The following is a 21,875-nucleotide window of genomic DNA, read 5'->3' on the forward strand; positions in this document are numbered from 1 at the left end:
ATTGCCGAACCGGGCGATCATGTCATCCTGACCCGGGGCGACCACATGAACGCCCATGGCGGTACCAATACCCTGAAGATACTCGAGGTAGCGCAGTCATGACCGAAAGCCGCCCCCGGCGCAGCGTCAAACGCACCCTGCCGGCACGCAAGCGCATCGCGCTGATCGCCCACGATGGCAAGAAGAGCGAGCTGCTCGAATGGGCCACACGCTGGCGCGACACCCTGGCGGAACATGAACTGGTGGGCACCGGCACCACCGCAGGGCGCCTCTCGGCAAGCCTGGGGCTTAACGTGGAGGGGCTGATGAGCGGCCCGCTGGGCGGCGATCAGCAGATCGGTGCGCGCATCACCGAACAGCGCCTCGACCTGCTGATCTTCTTTTGGGACCCCTTCTCGCCCCAGCCCCACGATCCCGATGTGAAGGCACTGCTGCGCCTGGCCGCGCTGTGGAACGTGCCGGTGGCATGCAATGCCGCCAGCGCCGATTTCATGGTCAGCTCGCCCTGGCTCGGCCAGTCCTACGAGATGGCCATTCCCGACGCCGACGCCTGGGTGGCCTCACGCAGTTCACGCTAACGAGAAACGGCGGGCCGAGCCCGCACACGTGCGAGGAAACCATGTTCCAGCTCACCCGCAGCGTCACCTGGCAGGCCTTGATGCGGCTGCGCCAGGAAACCGCCAACGACCGCATACGCGACTACTTCACCGCCGACCCCGAGCGCTTCGCCAAGATGAGCCTGCGGGTCGGTGGCCTGTTTCTCGACTACTCCAAGCATCAGGTCTCCGATGCCGTGCTGGCCAAGCTGATCGAGCTGGCCGACCACTCCGCCCTGGTCCAGCGCCGTGCACAGATGTTCTCCGGCGATATCATCAACGTCACCGAAGACCGCCCCGTCCTGCACACCGCGCTGCGCAACATGGGCGACGCCCCGGTGATGGTCGACGGCAAGGACGTGATGCCCGAGATACGCCGCTCGCGCGAGCAGCTGCGCCAATTCGCCGATGCCGTGCGCAGCGGCGAGTGGAAGGGCTACAGCGGCAAGCGCATTCGCGACGTGGTCAACATCGGCATCGGCGGCTCCGACCTCGGCCCCAACATGGCCTGCCGTGCGCTGCTCAAGCACCGTCACCCCGAACTCAACTTCCACTTCGTCTCCAATGTCGACGGCGCCCACATACAAAAAGTGCTGGCCCGCCTCGATCCGGCCTCCACGCTCTTCATCGTCTCGACCAAGACTTTTTCCACCCAGGAGACGCTGCTCAACGCCAAGACGGCACGCCGCTGGTTCCTCGACAACGCCGGTGAAGAGGCCGACCTCGGGGCTCACTTCGTTGCCGCTTCCACCAACAAGAAGGCCGCCATGGCTTTCGGCGTGCGCGAAGAGAACGTGTTCGAATTCTGGGCCTGGGTCGGCGGGCGCTACTCGATGTGGTCCTCCATCGGCCTGCCCATCGCATTGGCGGTGGGCTTCGACGGCTTCATGGAGATGCTCCAGGGCGCCTACGAGATGGATCAGCACTTCGTCGCCGCCCCCTTCCGCGAGAACATGCCGGTGCTGATGGCGCTGATCGGCATCTGGCATATCAATTTCATGGGCGCCGAGACCCAGGCCATCGTGCCCTACGACCAGGCGCTGCATCAGCTACCTTCTTTCCTGCAGCAGCTCGACATGGAGTCCAACGGCAAGTCGGTGGATATCTTCGGCCATCCCGTGGACTACAAGACCGGGCCCATCGTCTGGGGTCAGACCGGCTCCAACGGCCAGCACGCTTTCTTCCAGCTGCTGCACCAGGGCACGCGCTACGTGCCGATCGATTTCATCGCCTCGCTCAAGCCGGAGCCGGGCATGGAGGAGCATCACTTCGCCCTGCTCACCAACATGCTGGCCCAGGCCAATGCCTTCATGGAAGGCAGCCAGCGCGGCAGCCGGCTCGACCCCTACAGCTGCCCCGGCAATCGCCCTTCGAGCGTACTGCTGCTCGACGAGCTGACACCGAAGAACCTGGGCGCGCTGATTGCGCTCTACGAGCACAAGGTGTTCGTGCAGGGGGTGATCTGGAACATCAATTCCTTCGACCAATGGGGCGTGGAGCTGGGCAAGCGTATCGCCGGCGAGATCAGCGAGCGCATCGACGAACACAGCCAGGACTTCGACGCCTCGACCCAGGGCCTACTGGCACTGGTACGCGAGCGCTTCCGCGGCGAGCCCGATGCCCCCGAGCCGGTCGCGACGAGCAAGCAGGACAGGAAAACCGCCGAGAAGAGCAAGCGCTGAGAGCCATCTCGGTGGCGGGCCGTCAGCCGTAACAGACCCGCACGAAGCGCTCGCCCAGCCAGGCCGCGGCCAGCCATAGCGGCACGCTGAGCAGAACGCAAAGGAGGGCCAGGCCGGGCCGACCGCTTTCGACCAGGTGCAACGTTTCCAGGCTGAACAGGGAGAACGTGGTGAAACCGCCGCAGAAGCCGGCTACCAGGAAGGGCTGCCAGCGGGCCGCCCTGCCGGCGTTGCGCAAGGCAGCCAGGGCAACAAAGGCGGCAATCAGCCAGGAACCCAGCAGGTTGACGACAAATGTCCCCCAGGGAAAGGCCGGCCCCAGCGCGGCGAGCGTGGCCAGCGAAACCAGATAGCGCAGCGTCGTTCCCAGGGCGCTACCCAGCCCCACCGCCGCATAGCGGCGCCATCCGCTCATGTTAACCGTCCCGTCAGCCACCAGCCGAACGCGGCCAGTGCCAACCCGGCAATCAGCGTGATCGCCACGTTGGCAAGCGCTGCGCCACGTCGCCCGCTCTGCCACAGTGCCAGGCTCTGCAGGCTGAGCGAAGAGACGGTGGTGTAACCACCCAACAGACCCACCGCCAGAAGCGCCCACGCGCCCGGGGCATCGCCGCCAGACATACCGAGCCAGCCGGCCAGGGCGCCGGCCAGCAGGGCCCCACTGAGATTGACGGCCAGCGTGCCCCAGGGAAAGGCCGGCCCCAGTTGCCTGGCGAGCAGCTCGGAGATCGCCAGGCGCGCCATGCCCCCCAGCGCACCTCCCGCCGCCACCATCAGTACGATTCCAACGTTAGCGTTCATGCGCCTTTCTCACTGGATGAAAGCCGATGCTAGCCGAGTCGGCGCACGCGGACAAAAAGAAGCCATCCGCATGAGATGGCCAAGGGGATGTCGAACTTGGTTCAGGGAATTGCGCCAAGGGCAGGCGCCAAGGAAATATGACACAATATAAATAAAATGTACAATATCTGCATAATTATTTCTGCTCAATGAGCCGCCCATTCGTTCCCTGCGGCCTGAACCCTTATGATGGGCGAGACGGAATACGTATCGCTCCCTGCCGACACGCCCGAGACGGAGGTCACGCGTGATAGCACACCGGATTCTTGCCTGGCTGTTTGCCTGGCTGACACTGACGCTACTGGTCGCCACGCCAGCCTTGGCCCAGCCCGCCGAGAACGGCGACGTTCCCGCTCCCGAGGCGCTTGCCGAGCTGCTCGAGAACGAGCAGACCCGACAGCAGCTGATCGACCACCTGAGGCGTCAGGCCGCCGACCCGGCAGTAGCCGCCGATGACACAACGCCAGCCGGCCAGATATCGCTTCCCAGGCGGCTGGCCGAAGTGACCAGCCGCGTCGTCAGCGATATCGGCGGTGAAATTCGCAACATATTCGATGTCGTGGTGGGAATGTTCACGGCAGATGCCGATACCACCGCTTTCGACTGGAGCGATCTGATCATGGCGGCCATCAACCTGGGCCTGGTCATCGCCGCGACGTTCGCCCTGTTCCTGCTGTTCCGCCGCCTGTCACGACCGTTGTTCTCGCGGCTGAGCCGATGGTCGCAGCACGGCAATGGTCTGAACCCGATCATCAGGCTGGTACTCTGCGTCGCGATTGCCGCCCTGGTCGACGCCTTGGTGGTGGCGCTTTCCTATGTGGGCGGCAACCTCCTCGCCACCTTCGCCATCGGCGAGGCCGGCGAGCTGTCGACCCGCGCTTCGCTGTTTCTCAACGCCTTCCTGATCATCGAACTGATCAAGGCGGCCGTGCGCATGCTGTTCGCCTCGCGCTACGAGGGGCTCCGGCTGCTGCCCGTCTCCGCCGGCGAAGCCTCGTACTGGAATCGCTGGTTGGCTCGCCTGATCGGCCTGGTGGGCTATGGCCTGCTGGTCGTAGCCCCGTTGGTAAGCGTCTACGTGGCGCCGACGATGGGGCAGGCGGCCGGGGCATTGATCATGTTCGCGGCCTTCATCTATGCCGTGGCCGTGGTGCTCAAGAACCGCACGCGCATACGCGACGAACTCAATGGGATGGCGGCACGCTCCGACTTCACCGCCTCTCGCATCTCGCTGCAGCTGTTCGCTCGCACCTGGCACCTGTTCGCTCTGGCCTACTTCCTGATGGTGCTGGTTTTGACCCTGACACGTCCGGCGGATGCCCTGCCCTTCGTGCTCTTCGCCACGCTCAAGACCGTTGTGGTCATCGTCGTCGGCATGCTGCTCTCGAGCCTTCTGACCCATTCCATCGGGCGTCGCATCCGTCTCTCCGACGACCTGCGTCGTAAATTGCCGCAGCTCGAGCCGCGCCTCAACAGCTACATACCCAATGCACTTCGGGTCATCCGTACCGTTATCCTTATCACCGTGGTGCTGCTGGTGCTCAACGCCTGGGGCGCCTTCGATCTGGCGGCCTGGTACGCCTCCGAGGCCGGGCGCGGCCTGGTCGGTACCCTGGTCAGCGTGGCGGTGATCCTGCTGCTGGCCATCGCCGTATGGCTGGCACTGGCCAGCCTGATCGAGCACAAGCTCAACCCCGAAACCGGCAAGGGCGAGCCCGATGCCCGCGCCAAGACCCTGCTGTCCCTGTTCCGCAACGCGCTCGCCATCGCCCTGATCACCATGACGGTGATGATCGTGCTGTCCGAGATCGGCATCAACATCGGGCCACTGATCGCCGGTGCCGGCGTCCTCGGCCTGGCTATCGGTTTCGGCTCGCAGAAGCTGGTGCAGGACATCATTACCGGCATCTTCATCCAGGTGGAGAACGCCATGAACACCGGCGACGTGGTCACGGTGGGCGGCGTCACAGGCACCGCCGAGCGGCTCAGCATTCGCTCGGTGGGCATCCGCGATCTCAACGGCACCTATCACATCGTGCCCTTCTCGAGCGTCGATACCGTTTCCAATTTCATGCGCGAATTCGGCTACCACGTGGGCGAGTACGGCATCGCCTATCGCGAGAGCATCGACGAGGCGATCGTCGCCCTGCGCGAGGCCTTCGACGAGCTGGCCGCCGACGACGACCACAAGATGAATATTCTTGCCCCGCTGGAGGTGGCCGGCGTCGTCGCGCTGGCCGACAGCTCGGTGAACATCCGCGTGCGCATCAAGACCACCCCGGGCACCCAATGGGGCGTGGGCCGCGCCTACAACCGGCTGGTCAAGCTGCACTTCGACGCCCGTGGCATCGAGATTCCCTTCCCCCATACCACGCTCTACTTCGGCGTGGGCAAGGAAGCCGAGGCGCCGCCCGCCAACGTGCGCCTCATGCAGCAGAACTTCGACATCGACGGGCGCCCCGGCGGCCAGCCACGCTCCGGCGAGAGCAGCCGCGAGTCGCAGGACGACCCTCGCGCGAAGTCCGACCCGCCTCCCCAGGGCGACTACGAGGAGAAGGATTGAACGGCCCGGCCTCCTGGCGGTCGGCGGTATCACACGAGCCCCCTATCGCCCCGGTGGGGGGGATTCCCTTGTGCGGTAGCTTCACATCAAGGCGCTAATGCCAGGTGAAATGGCGCGGCATGCCTATACTGTCCCTGGGCGCTGACGCTGCGCATCATCGCGCTTCGGCAAGCGTCCTTCGTGCTTCCAAGGCGTTCAAGGGACGGGACTCACCTATGACAAGCAAACCGCAAGGTACCGCCTACGGTGCCTGGCTGCTGCTCGCGATCTCCATCGTTTCGCTGATCCTAGCGGCAGTCGCCACGTTCAACGAAGGCAATGGCATTGCCTACACGCCCGGCACCTACCTGGTGCTGGTTTCCACTGCCTTTCTGTTGGTCGGGTCGCTGCTGCTCACCCTGGCACGCGGCATGCCGCGCTGGCTGGGCGGGCTGATTACCTTTCTGTTCCTGCTCGACCTGCTGGGCACGGGCCTGGCGGCCTACCTGCTGCAGGCCGAGTGGCTACTCGCTTGTATGGGAGCCGGCCTGGTGGCCTGGCTCGTTCATGTAATAGCCGATCCCGCCACGGGCAAGCGCAGCCACCGCATGACGCAACGCCAGGAGGCCACCTCATGAAAGCTCTGGAGACGCTACCCTTCGCCGTTCTGCTTATGCTGGCGGGCTCCATCGGCGTCGCACAAGCGCAGGAAGCACCCAACGAGGGCGACACCGGCGGCCAGCCCCAGGGGATCTCCGAAACCCAGGACGACGAGGCCGGGCAGGACGACGACGGCGACGAGCCGCAAACGGAGGAGGGCGAAGCCGTGGATGCCTCGGTAACGCCGACCGGCCCCGGCGGGCGCGTCGACACCGGGCCTGCCGGAGAAGCGCCCAGCGGCAGCGGCGAGGCCTCGCTGCCACGGCCGGGAGCGGACGCCTGGATGGAATCACCCGAGAGCTGGGCGACCTTCAACGGCGATCTGCGCGCCCAGAAATACTCGCCGGCCGACCAGATCACGCCGCAGAACGTGGGCGAGCTGGAGCAGGCCTGGGAGTATCACACCGGTGACGTCTCGGATGGCAGCGACGATATCCCGATGTCGGTATGGTCGGCCACGCCGCTGTTCGTCAACGATACCCTCTACCTGGGTACGCCCTTCTATCGCATCATCGCCCTGGACCCGGGCAGCGGCGAAGAGAAATGGACCTTCGACCCCGACGCCCGCCTGGAAGCCCTGACCCAGCCCAACATGAAGAATCGCGGCGTCGCCTATTGGCAGGCCGACGAGCCCCAGGAGGGTGAGGCCTGCCAGAAGATCGTCTATATCGGCACCATGGACGCGAAGCTCTACGGTGTCGATGCCGACACCGGAGAGCGCTGCGCCGACTTCGGCGACAATGGCATGGTCGATATCGACCAATGGAATACCGTCAACGACAAATGGCCACTGTCGCTGCTGCAGCCGCCCACGGTCTACAACGACACGCTGTTTCTCGGCTGGGCCGGCAAGGACTGGACCGACGCCGCCGCGCCGCCCGGCACCGTCTTCGCCCTCGACGCTCGCACCGGTGAGCGCCGCTGGACCTTTCACGCCCTGCCCGAGGAGGTCGTAGACAGAACCGGCACGGCCAATGTCTGGGCCTCGATGTCGCTTGATCCCGAAACCGGGCTATTGTACATACCGATCAGCTCGCCGAGCCCCAACTACTACGGCGGCGAGCGTACCGAGGAGCTGCCCCTGGCGACCTCGATAACGGCCTTGAACACCGAAACCGGCGAGGTGGTGTGGAGCCGCCAGCTCGTGCATCACGATATCTGGGACTACGACACCGTGGCGCCGCCCACCCTGGTCGATATCCAGAAGGATGGCGAGAGTCTTCCCGCCCTGGTCCAGCCGTCCAAGCAGGGCTTTCTTTTCGTGCTCAACCGCGAGACCGGGGAGCCGATCTATCCCATCGAAGAGCGCGAGGTGCCGCCCTCGGATGTCGAGGGCGAACAAGCCGCGCCGACCCAGCCGTTCGTCGATTTCCCCGAACCGGTCATTCCCGACGAGTGGCCGGGCATCTCCAGGCTCGCCGACATGGTGGGCCTGGGCGAGTGCAGCCGCAAGGCAGAAGGGCTTCGTTGGGAGGGCCGCTTCACGCCACCCAGCCTGGAAGGCACCATCGCCTACCCCCCGACGACCGGCGGCTCTCAGTGGGGCGGCGGAGCCGTCGATCCGGAGAGCGGCGTGTTCGTGATCAACTCCAACAGCGTGGTGCAGATCTATCGCCTCATCCCGCGTGACGAGTTCGAGCAGTTGGAGCAGGAAGGGGAGACGGGCGGCTACTACGAGCAGGGGGATACGGCCTACGGCTTCCATCTCGAGACCTTCCTCAACTGGGCCGGGATGCCGTGCTGGAACCCGCCCTATGGCACCATCGCCGCCTACGATCTCAACACCGGTGAGCGGCTATGGAACGAGCCGTTCGGCCAGGTCCAGAAACACGGTTTCTACATGCCCGAGTCTTGGGGTTCGGTCACCATCGGTGCGCCGGTGATCACCCGCTCGGGGCTGATCTTCATCGGTGCCTCGATGGATTCCCGCGTGCGCGCACTGGACCTGGAGAGCGGCGAGGTGCTGTGGCAGCACCTGGTTGATGCCCCCGCCGTCTCGATGCCGGCGGTCTACACCTACGAGGGCAAGCAGTACGTTACCTTCGCGGTGGGGGGCAACTCCATCCTGTTGCCCAAGGTCAGCGACCAGGTGGTCTCCTTCGCCCTGCCCGATTGATAACGTGCCCCCCGCTCAGCAGAAGGGCGCCTGACGGCGCCCTTCTGCTGGCTTGCCCATGGCGGCGTGTCAGCCGGCCTTCTTCTTCGACTTGGCCTCGTCGCGCTTGTCGGGTTGGGCTGGTGGTTCGACAGGTTGGGGTAGCGAGGGCAACGACTTGTCGAGCAGCTCGACGCTCTGGCGATAGTAGAGCTGGCTCTTGTTGTGTTCGCCCAGGTTGGCGTAGAGCCGTGCCAGCTCGGCGCACACCACGCCGCTGGGGCGCTGGCGCTGGCTGGCCTCGAAATACTCCTGTGCCTTGCCCCAGTAGGCGTTGCGCAGCGCCAGACGGCCGAGCGTGAGCAGCAGGTCGGGGTCGTTGGGACGTTCCTGCAGCCACTTCTCCGCATGCGCGAGTTGGCGCCCGGGGTCGACGTTGAGCAGCCCGTAGCGCAGCACCAACCGACTGTCCCAGTGCTCCTTGAGCGAGTGTCGCAACAGCCGCTCGGCAATGCCCTCCTCGTTGCCGCGCACCAGGGCTTCGGCATAAAGCACGATCAGCTCGACGTTGCCACGCAGCGAATCCGGCATGTCGGCCCACAGGCTGCGTATGCGTTCGACATTGCTCGGATCGCGCGCCTCGTGGACCAACAGCTCCTTGTAGGCGCGCAGCTCCAGCTGGTTGCGCTCCTGCGGCGAGATCAGCTGGCGCGAGGCCAACCGCGGCATCAGCCGGCGCAGGCCATCCCAATCGTTGACGCTGAGGTAGGCCTGCTTGAGCTGCTTGAGCACCTGGGGATGGTTGGGCAACTGGCGGTCGAGGCGGGTCAGGATGGCCAGCGCCTCCTCGTACTGCTGGCGATCCAGCATGAGCTGGACCTGCATCAGGCCCACCGCGGTATCGGCTCCTTCGGTGGAGAGGTGCGCTCGCTTGAGCAGCGTGTCGGCCTGCTCGTAGCGGCCTTGGTAGTGGGCTGCCAGCGCGGCGGAAAGGTAGTTGACCAGCGGCGTGCTGGAATCGTCGGCCGCCTTGACCAGCGACTTCTCGGCACGCTTCCAGCGCCCTTCGGCCAGGGCCACCAGGCCGCGCACGGTGCGCTTCATGGCGTTGCGGTGGCGGGTGCGCCGGTTCCACACCTTGAGCCGGCTCACCGGGTGGCTCAGTCGCATCAGTACGCGCAGGGCGAAATGCAGAATCAGGAACACCGCCAGCAGCAGCACCAGGCCGAACCAGAAGGAGGTCTGGTAGGACGTCTCGCCCACGCGCACCAACCAGTAGCCCGGCACCGAAACCATCAGCTGGCCGAACAGCGCCCCCAGCGCCAAGCCGAGGAGGATGATCAGGAGGACTTTTCTCATGTTTCATCTCCCTGGCCGCTGCGCGAACCGAAACGACGCTCGATGAACTCGGCCAGGGCCTCGTGGGAACCGCTGATATCGGGCAGCTCGGGCTGGATGTTCTCGTCCTTGAGCTCCTCGAGCCGGTCGACGACCGCCTGCACCTCGTCGTTGTCGGTGTCGTAGTAGCCGCGAATCAGCTCCAGCGCCTTGTCGATGCTGGCCTCGTACAGTTCCTGCTCCTCTTCGAGCAGCGCCAGCTGGGCCTGCTCGATCACCAGGCGGGCACTCTGGCGCAGGTAGGACTCCTGCTCCGGCGTCACCAACCCCTCGAGCGCCTCGTCGTGGTGGCGAATGACGATCAGATCCTTGAGCTCCTGGCCGAAGCGCGAGAGCTGCTCCTGCCAGCCGCCGCTAGGCGCCTCCTCGATGCCCGAGCGGGCCGGGATCTCCTCCAGCTCGCGCGACAGCGGCAACTGGCCCAGGCGCTCCTGCTGGGCATTCAGGGCGAGATAGAGCCCGGTCCGATCGACCTCCGGTACACCGTCGAGAATCGACAGCTCCGAGGCGATCGCGCGGCGCACTGACAGGAGCGCGGGGTTATCGGCTTCGCTCAAGCGCTCGTCGGCGGTACGCAGCAGCGCCTGGGCGCCCTCCACATCGCGCTCGAGATGCAGGCGCTGGTTGGCCAGACGCAGCAGGTAGGCCGCTTCGGCATGCAGCCATTCGCGTTCGTCGGTGTCCTGGGTGCGGGAGAGTTCGTCGAGCACCTGATCGAGCGTCTCGTCGACCTCGCTGCGGTAGCTGGCGAACTCGCCCTGCATGGATTCGATTGCCTCGGAGAGCGCCGCGTCGCGCTCCTGCTCGCCGCTCTCGAGCTGTTCGCGCAGGCTGGCGACGTCATCGGCCGACGCCGCCTCGCCGGCACGCTCCTCGAGTTCGGCCAGACGCTGCTGCTGGGCATCAAGGCGTTCCCAGGCTTGCCAGGCGAAAAGCCCCGCCCCGATGCCGAGGAACAGCACCAGGATCAGGGCGAGTACGCCGAAAGCACGGCTGCCACCCTTGCCGCCACCGCCGGAGACGGCCGCAGTCGACGTCCCGTCGCCGCCGGGTGGCGTCGCCCTGGTGGCGTCGGCGCCGGGCTTGTCGCTACTCTGGTTGCCTGTCGCGGGCTTGTCGGTCGCGGCCGGCTTGCCTGCACTCTTGCTTTCATCGGGCTTCGCCGCGGCGGCCTTGCCAGTGCTGGCAGGCTTGGTGTTGCCGGACCCGGCCTTTGCCGGGGACGGTGCGTCTGGCTGGGCCTTGTTGCCGGGGCCAGGGCCAGCGGAAGTATTTTTTTCCGTTCCGGCGCTGGCGGAAGCACCCTTGCCTGAGCTGGCGGCATCGCCAGCGGTGGCTGCCGGCTCGCTTTCGCCCGACTTGCCCTGGAGGGTGGACTGCGGCGCCGGACCGCTTCCCTGCGGGCTGCCGCCGGCCTCATTGCCGGCACCGGACTCGCGGCCCTTGCCGTTCTGCCCCTTGCCGGAGGGCGACTTCTGTTCGTCCTGATCGTTAGTCTGCTTGCTCATCTGTCGCTAGCCCTTTTCGAGATCGTCTTGATCGACATCGGCTTCCTCCTGGTCGCAGGCCGCGGCCACTGCACTGGCGAGCGCGGCCGGTGTAGCACCCGTTGCCACCACGGGAGTGCGAAAACCCAAGTTGTTGGCCAGTGTAGCCAAACGGCGACTGGACACGATTAGCGGTTGGTTCAAGGTAGCCCTGGTACACCATCTTGCCAGATGTTCGAGCAATTCTCCGCTGCTCGCCACCAGCCCACGAAATTCACCCTGGGCGAGGCGTGCCTGCAGGGCGGGAGTCGGCGGCTGCAGGCGCCGACGATAGAGGGCCAGGCGCGTGACCCGTGCGCCGCGTGCCGCCAGGGTATCGGCCAGCAGCGAACGCCCGCCCTCGCCGGCCACCAACAGGACGCGCTGCCCTTCGAGGGAACGCAGCGAGGCAAGGTCGAGCAGTGCCTCACTGGTGTCTTCGCCGCTGGTGGCAGAAGGCAGATGCACCCTGACGCCGAGCCGCTCGTGCAGGGTTTCGGCCGTGGCGGCCCCCACCGCATACCAGGCCGTGCCCAGCGGCAGCTGCGGCCAGTAGCGATCCAGTGCCGCGTCCAGGCACTCGGCGGCGAAGGGGCTGACCACCACGACCTTGTGAAAATGATCGAAGTCGAGCCACGCCTGGCGCATCGCCGCATCCTCCGGCAGCTTCTCCAGGACCATGACGTCGAGGTTCTCCACCGGAAAGCCGCGAGCTTCTATGGCGGCCGCCAGTACAGCGGCCCGCTCGCCCGGTCGGCTGATCAGGATGGGAGGCCCGTCCGCCATTCAGACGCCGTAGACCTGGGCCAGGATCTCGCCGGCGCCCTGCTCCAGCAGGTCCTCCGCCACGCGCACCCCCAGCGCCTCGGGCTCGTGGATCGAGCCGCGGCCCTCGGCACGCAGCACCTCGGTGCCCTCGGGGTTGCCCACCAGCGCACGCAGCCACAGGGTCTGGCCGTCATCCTCGAACACGGCATAGCCGCCGATGGGCACCTGGCAGCCGCCCTCGAGGCGAGTGTTCATGGCACGCTCGGCGCGTACCCGGGTGGCCGTGATGGGGTCGTCGAGCGGTGTCAAAAGCGAGATCAGCTCCGGGTCGCTGATGCGGCACTCGATACCCAGCGCCCCCTGGCCGCAGGCGGGCAAGCACACCTCGGGGGGGAGCTCCTGGGCGATGCGATCGCCAAGCCCCAGCCGCTTGAGCCCGGAGGTGGCCAGAATGATGGCATCGAACTCGCCCGCGTCGAGCTTGGCCAGCCGTGTCTGGACGTTGCCGCGCAGGGTGAGGATCTCCAGGTCGGGGCGCTGCTCGCGCATCTGCAGGCCGCGGCGTAGGCTGGAGGTGCCGATGCGCGCGCCCTCGGGGAGCGCGTCGAGCGCGCCATAGTGATTGGAGATGAAGGCGTCGGTGGGTTCGGCGCCGGCGAAGATCACCGACAGGCCAAGCCCCTCGGGGAAGTGCATGGGCACGTCCTTCATCGAATGCACGGCGATGTCGGCGCGGCCATCCAGGATCGCCTCTTCCAGTTCCTTGACGAACAATCCCTTGCCGCCGATCTTTGCCAGCGGCGTGTCGAGGATCTTGTCGCCGCGGGTGGAGAGCGCGACCAGTTCGACCTCGAGCCCCGGGTGCTCGGCCATCAGCAGGTCGCGGACGTGTTCGGCCTGCCACATGGCCAGGAGACTCTTGCGGGTGGCAATGCGCAGCGTAGTGATGGATCGCACGTGGTTCTCCCCTGCAGCGGCCCGAGCGGCCCTGCTCAGCTGTAGTTGCGCGACATTATCGGTCACGGCCGGATAGGCGGTCTTTGACATTCATCATAAAGCACCGGACGAAGCAGGAAAAATTGGGCCTCGCACCTCCCCGCACCGCCCCTCGCCACCCGCCGCGACTCTGGTACACTGCTAGTCCTGACCGATGCCGCCGCGGGCGGCTTTCCGAGAACGCCACAGCATGCATTACGCAGGATGCCCACGCCGATGAGTTCTAGTTCCCCAGCCCCCGGCACCAACCAGTCCTGGGGCGGTCGCTTCAGCGAACCCACCGATGCCTTCGTCGAACGCTTCACCGCTTCGGTCGATTTCGACCGGCGGCTCGCCCTGCAGGACATCCAGGGCTCCATCGCCCACGCCACCATGCTGGCCCGGGTGGGGGTGCTGACCGACGAGGAGCGTGACGCCATCGTCACGGGGCTCGGCGAGATCCGCGGCGAGATCGAGCGCGGCGAGTTCCAGTGGTCGGTGAAGCTCGAGGACGTGCACATGAACATCGAGGCACGCCTGACCGAGAAGATCGGCATTACCGGCAAGAAGTTGCACACGGGACGTTCGCGCAACGACCAGGTGGCCACCGACATTCGCCTGTTCCTGCGCGACGAGATCGATGGGGTCGAGGCCGAACTCAGGCGCCTGCGAGAGGGCTTGATCGCGCTGGCCGAGCGCGAGGCAGATACCATCATGCCCGGTTTCACCCATCTGCAGACCGCCCAGCCGGTGACCTTCGGCCATCACCTGCTGGCCTGGCACGAGATGCTCGCCCGCGATCACGAGCGTCTGCTCGACTGCCGGCGCCGGGTCAACGTGATGCCGCTGGGCGCCGCGGCGCTGGCCGGCACCACCTATCCCATCGACCGCCACGTCACGGCCGAGCTGCTGGGCTTCGAGCGGCCGGCGGAGAACTCGCTCGACGCCGTCAGCGATCGCGATTTCGCCATCGAGTTCACCAGCTTCGCCAGCATCCTGCTGATGCACCTGTCGCGCATGAGCGAGGAGCTGGTGCTGTGGACCAGCGCCCAGTTCGACTTCATCGACCTGCCCGACCGCTTCTGCACCGGCAGTTCGATCATGCCGCAGAAGAAGAACCCCGACGTGCCCGAGCTGGTGCGCGGCAAGACCGGGCGGGTCTACGGCCACCTGATGGGCCTGCTCACGCTGATGAAATCGCAGCCGCTGGCCTACAACAAGGACAATCAGGAGGACAAGGAGCCGCTGTTCGATACCCTCGACACGGTGCGCGACTGCCTCAAGGCGTTCGCCGACATGGTGCCGGCCATCGAGGCGCGCCAGGGAAGCATGTATGAGGCCGCCCGTCGCGGCTTCTCCACCGCCACCGACCTCGCCGACTACCTGGTGCGCCGTGGCGTGGCCTTCCGCGACGCCCACGAGATTGTCGGTCAGTCGGTGGCCTTCGGCATTCGCGAAGGCAAGGACCTCTCGGAGATGAGCCTCGACGAGCTGCGCCAGTTCTCCGATACCATCGAGGAGGACGTGTTCGAGGTGCTGACCCTGGAGGGCTCGGTGGCGGCACGCAACCATATCGGCGGCACCGCGCCGGACCAGGTTCGCGCCGCCGCCCAGCGTGCTCGCGACGCCCTGTCGGCACTGGGCCAATGACCATGCAGGCGCCAGGCGCGAACTCAGCGTCCAGAAGGCGTCGACTGGCGCTGACGGTACTGTTGCTCGCGCTGCTGGCCGGCTGCGGCCAGAAGGGGCCGCTCTACCTGCCCGGCAACGAGGCCGCCGAAGAGCGCTACGGCAGCGGCTCGGCGCCACAGGCGGAGCAGAACGACGCCGACGACGAGGACACGGACTGAACCATGGATCATTTCGAATATCGCGACGGCGTTCTCTACGGCGAGGAGGTTCCGCTGTCTCAGGTGGCCGAGGAAGTCGGCACGCCCTGCTACGTCTACTCCAAGGCGACCCTGGCCCGGCACTTCCGCGCCTATACCGAGGCGCTGGGCAGCCACCCCCACCTGATCTGCTACGCGGTGAAGGCCAATTCCAACCTGGCGGTGCTGGGCCTGCTGGCCCGGCTGGGGGCCGGCTTCGACATCGTCTCGGTCGGTGAGCTCGAGCGCGTGCTGGCCGCCGGCGGCGACCCGGCCAAGGTGGTGTTCTCGGGCGTGGCCAAGCAGGAAGGCGAAATGGCCCGGGCGCTCGAGGTCGGCATCAAGTGCTTCAACGTCGAGTCTCGCCCCGAGCTGGAGCGCCTCAACGGCGTGGCCGAGCGGATGGGCAAGGTGGCCCCGGTGTCGCTGCGGGTCAACCCGGATGTCGACGCCGGCACCCACCCCTACATCTCCACCGGGCTCAAGGCCAACAAGTTCGGCATCCCCGTGGACGAGGCGCTGGCCGTCTACGAGCTGGCCGCCGAGCTTCCGGGCGTCAAGGTCGTGGGGCTGGACTGTCATATCGGCTCGCAGCTCACCGAGATCGCCCCCTTCCTCGACACGCTCGACCGCCTGCTGGTGCTGCTCGAGCGCCTGCGCGAGCGTGGCATCACCGTGGAGCACCTCGACCTCGGCGGCGGGCTCGGCGTGCCCTACCGTGGCGAGCGCCCACCGCAGCCCTTCGACTATGCCGCCTCGCTGCTGGAGCGCCTCGCCCAGTGGGAGCACGGCACCGGGCTGACGCTGCTGTTCGAGCCGGGCCGTTCGATCGCCGCCAACGCCGGCGTGCTGCTGACCCGGGTCGAATTCCTCAAGCCCGGCGAGACCAAGAACTTCGCCATCGTCGACGCCGGCATGAACGACCTGATTCGGCCCTCCCTCTATCAGGCCTGGCAGGCCATCATCCCGGTCGATACCCGCCCCGCCCGTGAGAGCGCCAGCTACGACGTGGTCGGCCCCGTGTGCGAGACCGGCGATTTCCTGGGCAAGGAGCGCGATCTGGCCATCGCCGCCGGCGACTTGCTGGCGGTGCGTTCCGCCGGCGCCTACGGTTTCGTCATGGCCTCGAACTACAACAGCCGGCCGCGTCCCGCCGAGGTGATGGTCGATGGCGATGTCTTCCATGTCGTGCGCCGCCGTGAAACCGTCGAGTCGCTGTGGGCCGGCGAGTCGCTGCTGCCGGAATCCCGGGGCGAGGAGCGTCGCTGATGCTGCTGCACTTCACCAAGATGCATGGCCTCGGCAATGACTTCATGGTGGTCGATCTGGTCACCCAGCGTGCCCGGCTGCGTGACAAGCAGATCCGCCGCCTCGCCGATCGCCGCTTCGGCGTGGGCTTCGATCAGTTGCTGATCGTCGAGCCGCCGCGCAACCCCGACATGGATTTTCGCTACCGGATCTTCAATGCCGACGGCAGCGAGGTGGAGAACTGCGGCAACGGCGCCCGCTGCTTTGCCCGCTTCGTGCGTGACCAGCGCCTGACCCACAAGCAGGAGATCCACGTGGAAACCGCCGGCGGACCGCTGACGCTCCAGGTGGATGGCGACAATCAGGTAACCGTGGACATGGGAGCGCCGCGCTTTGCGCCGGAGGCCCTGCCCTTCGATGCCGCGGAGGACCGCCTGCGGCATCGCCTCGAGGTGGACGGCGAAACACTCGAGATCGGTGCCGTCTCCATGGGCAATCCCCATGCGGTACTGCGCGTGGAAGACGTCGACACGGCGCCGGTCGAACGCCTCGGCCCGCTGATCGAGCGCCATCCGCGTTTTCCTCGGCGGGTCAACGTGGGGTTCATGCAGGTGGTGTCGCCCCAGGAGATTCGCCTGCGCGTCTTTGAACGCGGCAGCGGCGAGACCCTGGCCTGCGGCACCGGCGCCTGCGCTGCGGTGGCCAGTGGCATTCGCCAGGGGTGGCTCGAAAGCCCCGTCACGGTCCACCTTCGCGGGGGAGACCTGCGCATCGAATGGCCGGGCGAGGAGGCCTCGCTGTTGATGACCGGCCCCGCCGAACGCGTCTACGAGGGACGCATCGCCCTGGCCTGACGCCCCGGCCGCCCCAAACGAAGGAGTCATGCATGACCCGAGCCGTCCCCGAACCGCGCAAGACACTCGATCCGGACCGGGTGGCCGAATGGCTGGCCCGTCATCCCGATTTCTTCGTCGGCCGCGAGGGGCTGCTGCAGCAGCTCAAGGTGCCGCACCCCGAGACCCAGGGCACCACCTCGCTGCTGGAGCGCCTGGTCTACGACCTGCGCCGTCGCGCCGAGCAGGCCGAGTGGCGCCTCGAGCAGCTGCTCGAATCGGCGCGCCACAACGAGGTGCAGTATCGCCGCACCCGCGAGCTGGTATTGGCACTGCTCGAGGCCGAGGATGCCGATGCTTTGGGCCAGGCGTTGGCCACGCAGATGGCCGAACGCTTCCAGATCCCGGCCGTGGCGCTGTGGTGCCCGGCCCAGCTCACCGACAGCGAGCCGATGCCGCCGCAGCCGCCGCGCCACGTTCTCGACGAGCATGCCGGCGTTCGCCTGGCCGCGCTGCTCGACGGACGCGCCAGCCGCTGCACCCGGCTCACGCCCACCGACTGGGGTCGCCTGTTGCCTCATGTGCGGCCACCCCGCCAGGCCGGCTCCTGCGCCCTGGCCCGGTTGACCCTCGGCGAGCCGATGGGCTATCTGGTACTGGCGAGCCCCGACCCGGACCACTTCCGCGCCAGCATGGACACCCTGTTTACCGAATACCTGGGCGATGTGCTGGCCCGCCTGCTGCTGGGCCACAGCCGGCCCATCCACGGCTGTCCGACCTCCCGTGGCTGAGCGTCCCCTGCGCGAGCAGCTGGAGGCATGCCTGGCACGGCTGGCGCGCACCGCCAGCCCGGCCACGCTGAGCGCCTACCGCCGCGACTTCGAGGCCATGGCCGAATTCCTCGAAGCGCGGGGTATCCATGACGGCGGCGACCTGGATGCCGGAGTGGTGCGGCGCTTCCTGGGGGCCGAACGTAGCCGCGGCCTGGCACCTCGCAGCCTCGCCCGGCGGCGCGCGGCTGCCTCGCACTTCGGTCGTTTCCTGGTGAGCAGCGGGCGGCTCGGGCACAACCCCGTCGAACTGGTGTCGACGCCACGCCAGCCCGCCCACCTCCCCAAGCCGTTGGACGTGGATCAGCTCACCCGGCTGCTCGATACCCCGCACGACGGCTCGCCGCTGGCCCTGCGCGACCAGGCGATGCTGGAGCTGTTCTACTCCAGCGGCCTGCGCCTGGCGGAGCTGGCCGGCCTCGACCTCGACGACCTCGATGGCCGCCGCGTGCGGGTCATCGGCAAGGGCGGCAAGCCGCGCCAGGTGCCGGTGGGACGGGGCGCCAGGCGGGCCTTGGCGGCCTGGCTGGGCTGTCGCGCGGCCTTGGCAGGCCCCGGGGAGGCCGCACTGTTCGTCGGCAACCGCGGCCAGCGGCTGGGCCATCGCGCCATCCAGAAGCGGCTGAGCGAGCTCGCCCGCCGGCGCGGCCTGCCCGAACACCTGCACCCGCACCGGCTACGCCACTCTTTCGCCAGCCACCTGCTGGAATCGAGCCAGGACCTGCGTGCCGTCCAGGAGCTGCTGGGGCACGCCAACCTCTCCACCACCCAGGTCTATACCAAGCTCGACTGGCAGCACCTGGCAGCCAGCTACGATGCGGCCCACCCGCGCGCGCGCCGTCGCCGCGACAATGCCACCGATACCGACCATGGCTGAATCGCTACCGCTCCAGGCCATTACGTTCGACCTCGACGACACCCTGTGGGACAACCACGGCGTGATGGTGGCCACCGAGACCGGCCACTACGCGTGGCTCGACCGCGAACTCGCCGCGTGGCGACAAACGCGCGGGGAACCCGCCTCGCCGCGCTTCGGCGAACGCTTCCCGCTGGCGTGCTTCGAGCAGCGCCGTCGCGCCCTGGCGCGCGACTACCCGCTGCGCCGCGGCGACTTCACCTGGCTGCGCGAGCGGGCACTGCGCGAGATGCTAGCGGAATACGGCCTCGACCCGGCCGCAGCCGGGCTCTGGGCTGGCGCGGCGATGGAGCGCTTCATGGAGTTGCGCCACCGGGTCTCGCCGCACCCCGAAGTGGAGCCGCTGCTGGCGGCGCTGGGCCAACGCTACCGCCTGGCCAGCATTACCAATGGCAATGTGGATGTACGCCGCCTGACGCTGGGCCGTCACTTCCCGGTGGCCATCGCGGCGGGTGAGATGTTGGCCCCCAAACCCGATCCGCGCCCTTTCCTGGCGGCGCTGGCGCGGCTGGGTGTTGCCCCCCGCCGCGCCCTGCACGTGGGCGACTCCTGGCGCGAGGACGTCGAGCCGGCCCGGCGCCTGGGCATGCGGGTGGCATGGATCTCGCCTCATGTCGACGACCTGCCCATGCCGCCCGGCATCCACCGCCTCGATCATGTCTGCGAGTTGCCCAACCTGCTGCACCGGCTGGCGTGACGACGCCGGACGGAAGCGCTCGCCAGGCCTAGTCGGCGTCTGCCAGCCAGGCATCCAGGCGGGCACTGGCCTCGTCGACCCCCTCGCGCTTGAGCGACGAGAACAGCTGGACAGTGACCAGATCCTCCCACTCGCGCAGGCGGCTGCGCACCTGTTGCAGGGCGTTCTTGGCCGCGCCGGACTTCAGCTTGTCGGCCTTGGTCAGCAGGATGTGTACCGGCATGTCCTGGTTATCGGCCCAGCCCAGCAGGGTCTGGTCGAACTCGGTCAGCGGATGGCGCACGTCCATCACCAGCACCAGGCCACGCAGTGAGCGGCGCCCTTGCAGGTACTCGGCCAGGTGGCGTTGCCATTCCAGTTTGACCGCTTCCGGCACCTTGGCATAGCCGTAACCGGGCAGGTCGACCAGGCGCCGCGCCGCGTCCTCGCCCAGCGAGAAGACATTGATCAGTTGGGTTCGCCCCGGCGTGCGCGACGTTCGCGCCAGCGCCTTCTGTCGTGTCAGGGTATTGATAGCACTCGACTTGCCGGCATTGGAGCGGCCGGCGAACGCGACCTCGGCGCCAGCGTCGGGTGGACATTGGGCTAGCGTGGGCGCGCTGGTCATGAAGCGCGCGCTCTGATAGTTCAATCGGGTCATGGCCTCAACTTTCCTGCCGAACGGCATCGCGGGACGGCGCCGGGTGATAGAGCTGCATTCCCGATGCCGGCTTGTTTCGTTATAATGCGGTGTCTTTTGTCTGCGACCTGGGCGCGCTAGTGTACCACCGTGCTCTTGCCGGCAGCGACCGAGCCAAGGGACGCTGAGGCAGCAGAGCGAGGCCGACCTGGAGCCTGCAAGACCTGACAGCACCCAGGATGCGTACCGGTATAACCCATAACGGCATAGTGAAACAGCGATGAGAAAGTTACTGGCAAGCCTGGCAATCACCCTCGGCGCCGTTGGCGTCGCCCATGCCGACCTGGAAGCAGACGCCGACGCTGCCGCGGGTCGTGAAAAAGCCGAAAGCTGTACGTCCTGCCACGGCCAGAACGGCATCAGCTCCTCGCCCTCCTTTCCCCATATCGCCGGACAGCAGATGAGCTATATCGCCAAGCAGCTCATCGATATTCGCGACGGCGAACGGCTGGTGCCGGAGATGGTCGGCCTGGTCGAGGATTTCTCCGATGAGGATGCCTGGGACGTGGCCGCCTACTTTGCCGAGCAGGACGCCAACATCGGCCAGGCCGATCCTGAGGAGGAGGCGCTGATGCGTGGCCAGGAGCTCTATCGCGCCGGCGACATGGCCAAGGGCATTCCCGCCTGTTCGGCCTGCCACGGCCCCACCGGCGCCGGTATCCACACCGCCATTTATCCGGCGCTCTCTGGCCAGTTCCCGCAGTATATCGTTTCCACGCTGCAGGACTTCGCCTCAGGCGAGCGGAACAACGATCCCAACAGCATGATGGGCGACATCGCCTCCAAGATGAGCGATACCGACATGGAGGCCGTGGCCAACTACCTCCACGGCCTGCATTGAACCCCACGCCAGCAGGCGAGCGCCGGCAGCGGTTCATACATGCGTCAAAGGCGGCCCGGTGCCGCCTTTGACGTCTCGGCGAGTCGTGGAACCGTAAGCGGCGATCGCGCTCAAAGTGACCGACGTACCCGCGCAACGGTCAGCCGCTACCATTCCCAGCGGTTTTCAAGGAGTCCTAGCCCATGTTCAAGCCTTTTCGCATCCTGCAGTCAGCGGCCTTCGCCATCGCCGGTATCGGCCTGGCGACGCTGGCCGCCGCCGACAACCTGGTCGAAGGGCAGCATTACGAGAAGCTGCCCGAACCCGTCTCGACCCGCGCCGATGAAGGCCAGGTCGAGGTGACCGAGGTGTTCTGGTACGGATGCCCGCACTGCTACAACCTGCAGAACAGCGTCACCGAGTGGTACGAGACCCTGGGCGACGACGTCGAGGTGGTGCACATGCCGGCCACCATGGGCGGCGATTGGAATACCCATGCGGTGATGTTCTATGCGGCCGAAGCGCTGGGCATTCGCGAGGAGGCTCACGCCGACATCTTCCATGCCATCCACGAGGAGGGGGAACGCCTAAACAATGCCGACAGCATTGCTCGCTTCCTCAGCCAGTATGGCGTCAGCGAAGAAGAGGCTCGCCAGGCGCTGGACGCCTTCGGCGTCAAGTCGCAGGTCAACCAGGCCCACGCCCGCATGCGCACCATGCGCCTGATGGGCGTACCGGCGCTGGTCGTCGATGGCCGCTACCTGGTGACGCCCAGCAGCGCCGGCAGCCTGGAGAACATGCCGCAGGTGGCCGACGCGCTGATCGAACGCATCCGTCAGGAACGCGAAGGCTAATCGTGTCGGGCGAGCATTCACATCTGGCCGATGCCAGGACGCCCGTGC

General features: G+C 66.8%; 20 protein-coding genes and 1 pseudogene. 14 read left to right on the forward strand and 7 right to left on the reverse strand.

The features are described 5' to 3' along the window. The first annotated feature begins 98 nt into the window (after window positions 1-98). Entirely contained in the window at window positions 99-578 is a 480-nt protein-coding gene (locus ACOJCM_RS04030) for a methylglyoxal synthase (protein ID WP_445210781.1), read from the forward strand. A 41-nt stretch (window positions 579-619) separates the two neighbouring features. Then, entirely contained in the window at window positions 620-2,278 is a 1,659-nt protein-coding gene (gene pgi / locus ACOJCM_RS04035) for a glucose-6-phosphate isomerase (protein ID WP_445210782.1), read from the forward strand. Between the two features lie 22 nt (window positions 2,279-2,300). On the opposite strand, the gene crcB is transcribed toward pgi, so the two are convergent. After that, on the reverse strand, window positions 2,301-2,693 hold the full coding sequence (crcB, locus tag ACOJCM_RS04040) for a fluoride efflux transporter CrcB (protein ID WP_445210783.1): 393 nt from the start codon (window positions 2,691-2,693) through the stop codon (window positions 2,301-2,303). After that, a complete protein-coding gene (locus tag ACOJCM_RS04045) occupies window positions 2,690-3,079 on the reverse strand; it encodes a fluoride efflux transporter FluC (RefSeq protein WP_445210784.1) in 390 nt (129 codons plus the stop codon). Before ACOJCM_RS04045 ends, crcB begins: the two co-directional genes overlap by 4 nt. Window positions 3,080-3,365: 286 nt before the next feature. Here ACOJCM_RS04045 and ybiO point away from each other — a divergent pair, with 286 nt between their 5' ends. The 3 genes from ybiO to ACOJCM_RS04060 all read left to right on the forward strand — a co-directional run bounded on the left by ybiO (window position 3,366) and on the right by ACOJCM_RS04060 (window position 8,436). Next, the gene (gene ybiO, locus ACOJCM_RS04050) at window positions 3,366-5,681 is read left to right on the forward strand and encodes a mechanosensitive channel protein (RefSeq protein WP_445210785.1); all 2,316 of its coding nucleotides are present in this window, start codon (window positions 3,366-3,368) and stop codon (window positions 5,679-5,681) included. 215 nt (window positions 5,682-5,896) lie between these two features. Further along, a complete protein-coding gene (locus ACOJCM_RS04055) occupies window positions 5,897-6,298 on the forward strand; it encodes a hypothetical protein (RefSeq protein ID WP_445210786.1) in 402 nt (133 codons plus the stop codon). Beyond that, window positions 6,295-8,436 carry a pyrroloquinoline quinone-dependent dehydrogenase gene (locus tag ACOJCM_RS04060; RefSeq protein WP_445210787.1) on the forward strand — a complete coding sequence of 714 codons (2,142 nt, stop codon included), beginning with the start codon at window positions 6,295-6,297 and terminating at the stop codon, window positions 8,434-8,436. The genes ACOJCM_RS04055 and ACOJCM_RS04060 overlap by 4 nt, the downstream gene beginning before the upstream one ends. Before the next feature lie 69 nt (window positions 8,437-8,505). On the opposite strand, the gene ACOJCM_RS04065 is transcribed toward ACOJCM_RS04060, so the two are convergent. The 4 genes from ACOJCM_RS04065 to hemC are packed head-to-tail and all read right to left on the reverse strand — an operon-like array spanning window position 8,506 to window position 13,064. Further along, window positions 8,506-9,774, reverse strand: a complete 1,269-nt coding sequence (locus ACOJCM_RS04065) for a heme biosynthesis HemY N-terminal domain-containing protein (RefSeq protein WP_445210788.1) — start codon at window positions 9,772-9,774, stop codon at window positions 8,506-8,508. Beyond that, complete coding sequence (locus ACOJCM_RS04070) at window positions 9,771-11,321, reverse strand: uroporphyrinogen-III C-methyltransferase (RefSeq protein WP_445210789.1); 1,551 nt, start codon at window positions 11,319-11,321, stop codon at window positions 9,771-9,773. Before ACOJCM_RS04070 ends, ACOJCM_RS04065 begins: the two co-directional genes overlap by 4 nt. Window positions 11,322-11,327: 6 nt before the next feature. Beyond that, window positions 11,328-12,125 carry a uroporphyrinogen-III synthase gene (locus ACOJCM_RS04075; RefSeq protein WP_445210790.1) on the reverse strand — a complete coding sequence of 266 codons (798 nt, stop codon included), beginning with the start codon at window positions 12,123-12,125 and terminating at the stop codon, window positions 11,328-11,330. Beyond that, window positions 12,126-13,064: a hydroxymethylbilane synthase gene (gene hemC / locus ACOJCM_RS04080; RefSeq protein WP_445210791.1), complete on the reverse strand. Its 939-nt coding sequence runs from the start codon at window positions 13,062-13,064 to the stop codon at window positions 12,126-12,128. Window positions 13,065-13,319: 255 nt separating this feature from the next. On the opposite strand from hemC, the gene argH reads away from it, so the two are divergent. From argH to ACOJCM_RS04115, 7 genes and pseudogenes are all read left to right on the forward strand, one after another. Next, entirely contained in the window at window positions 13,320-14,732 is a 1,413-nt protein-coding gene (gene argH / locus ACOJCM_RS04085; protein ID WP_445210792.1) for an argininosuccinate lyase, read from the forward strand. A 2-nt stretch (window positions 14,733-14,734) separates the two neighbouring features. After that, window positions 14,735-14,875, forward strand: a pseudogene (gene lptM, locus ACOJCM_RS04090) (LPS translocon maturation chaperone LptM); the annotation flags it as partial. Between the two features lie 60 nt (window positions 14,876-14,935). Next, window positions 14,936-16,219, forward strand: coding sequence for a diaminopimelate decarboxylase (gene lysA, locus ACOJCM_RS04095; protein ID WP_445210793.1), 1,284 nt, complete (start codon window positions 14,936-14,938; stop codon window positions 16,217-16,219). Beyond that, on the forward strand, window positions 16,219-17,052 hold the full coding sequence (gene dapF, locus ACOJCM_RS04100; protein WP_445210794.1) for a diaminopimelate epimerase: 834 nt from the start codon (window positions 16,219-16,221) through the stop codon (window positions 17,050-17,052). Before lysA ends, dapF begins: the two co-directional genes overlap by 1 nt. A gap of 32 nt (window positions 17,053-17,084) precedes the next feature. Beyond that, a complete protein-coding gene (locus ACOJCM_RS04105) occupies window positions 17,085-17,822 on the forward strand; it encodes a DUF484 family protein (RefSeq protein WP_445210795.1) in 738 nt (245 codons plus the stop codon). Further along, window positions 17,815-18,738 carry a tyrosine recombinase XerC gene (locus tag ACOJCM_RS04110; RefSeq protein ID WP_445210796.1) on the forward strand — a complete coding sequence of 308 codons (924 nt, stop codon included), beginning with the start codon at window positions 17,815-17,817 and terminating at the stop codon, window positions 18,736-18,738. The genes ACOJCM_RS04105 and ACOJCM_RS04110 overlap by 8 nt, the downstream gene beginning before the upstream one ends. Further along, window positions 18,731-19,474: an HAD family hydrolase gene (locus ACOJCM_RS04115; protein ID WP_445210797.1), complete on the forward strand. Its 744-nt coding sequence runs from the start codon at window positions 18,731-18,733 to the stop codon at window positions 19,472-19,474. The genes ACOJCM_RS04110 and ACOJCM_RS04115 overlap by 8 nt, the downstream gene beginning before the upstream one ends. Before the next feature lie 28 nt (window positions 19,475-19,502). On the opposite strand, the gene yihA is transcribed toward ACOJCM_RS04115, so the two are convergent. After that, window positions 19,503-20,114 carry a ribosome biogenesis GTP-binding protein YihA/YsxC gene (gene yihA / locus ACOJCM_RS04120; RefSeq protein WP_445210798.1) on the reverse strand — a complete coding sequence of 204 codons (612 nt, stop codon included), beginning with the start codon at window positions 20,112-20,114 and terminating at the stop codon, window positions 19,503-19,505. 259 nt (window positions 20,115-20,373) lie between these two features. On the opposite strand from yihA, the gene ACOJCM_RS04125 reads away from it, so the two are divergent. Then, window positions 20,374-20,994: a c-type cytochrome gene (locus ACOJCM_RS04125; protein ID WP_445210799.1), complete on the forward strand. Its 621-nt coding sequence runs from the start codon at window positions 20,374-20,376 to the stop codon at window positions 20,992-20,994. A gap of 182 nt (window positions 20,995-21,176) precedes the next feature. Next, a complete protein-coding gene (locus tag ACOJCM_RS04130) occupies window positions 21,177-21,827 on the forward strand; it encodes a thiol:disulfide interchange protein DsbA/DsbL (RefSeq protein ID WP_445210800.1) in 651 nt (216 codons plus the stop codon). The last annotated feature ends 48 nt before the right edge of the window (window positions 21,828-21,875 follow it).

This window comes from Billgrantia hypersalina, assembly GCF_052584175.1.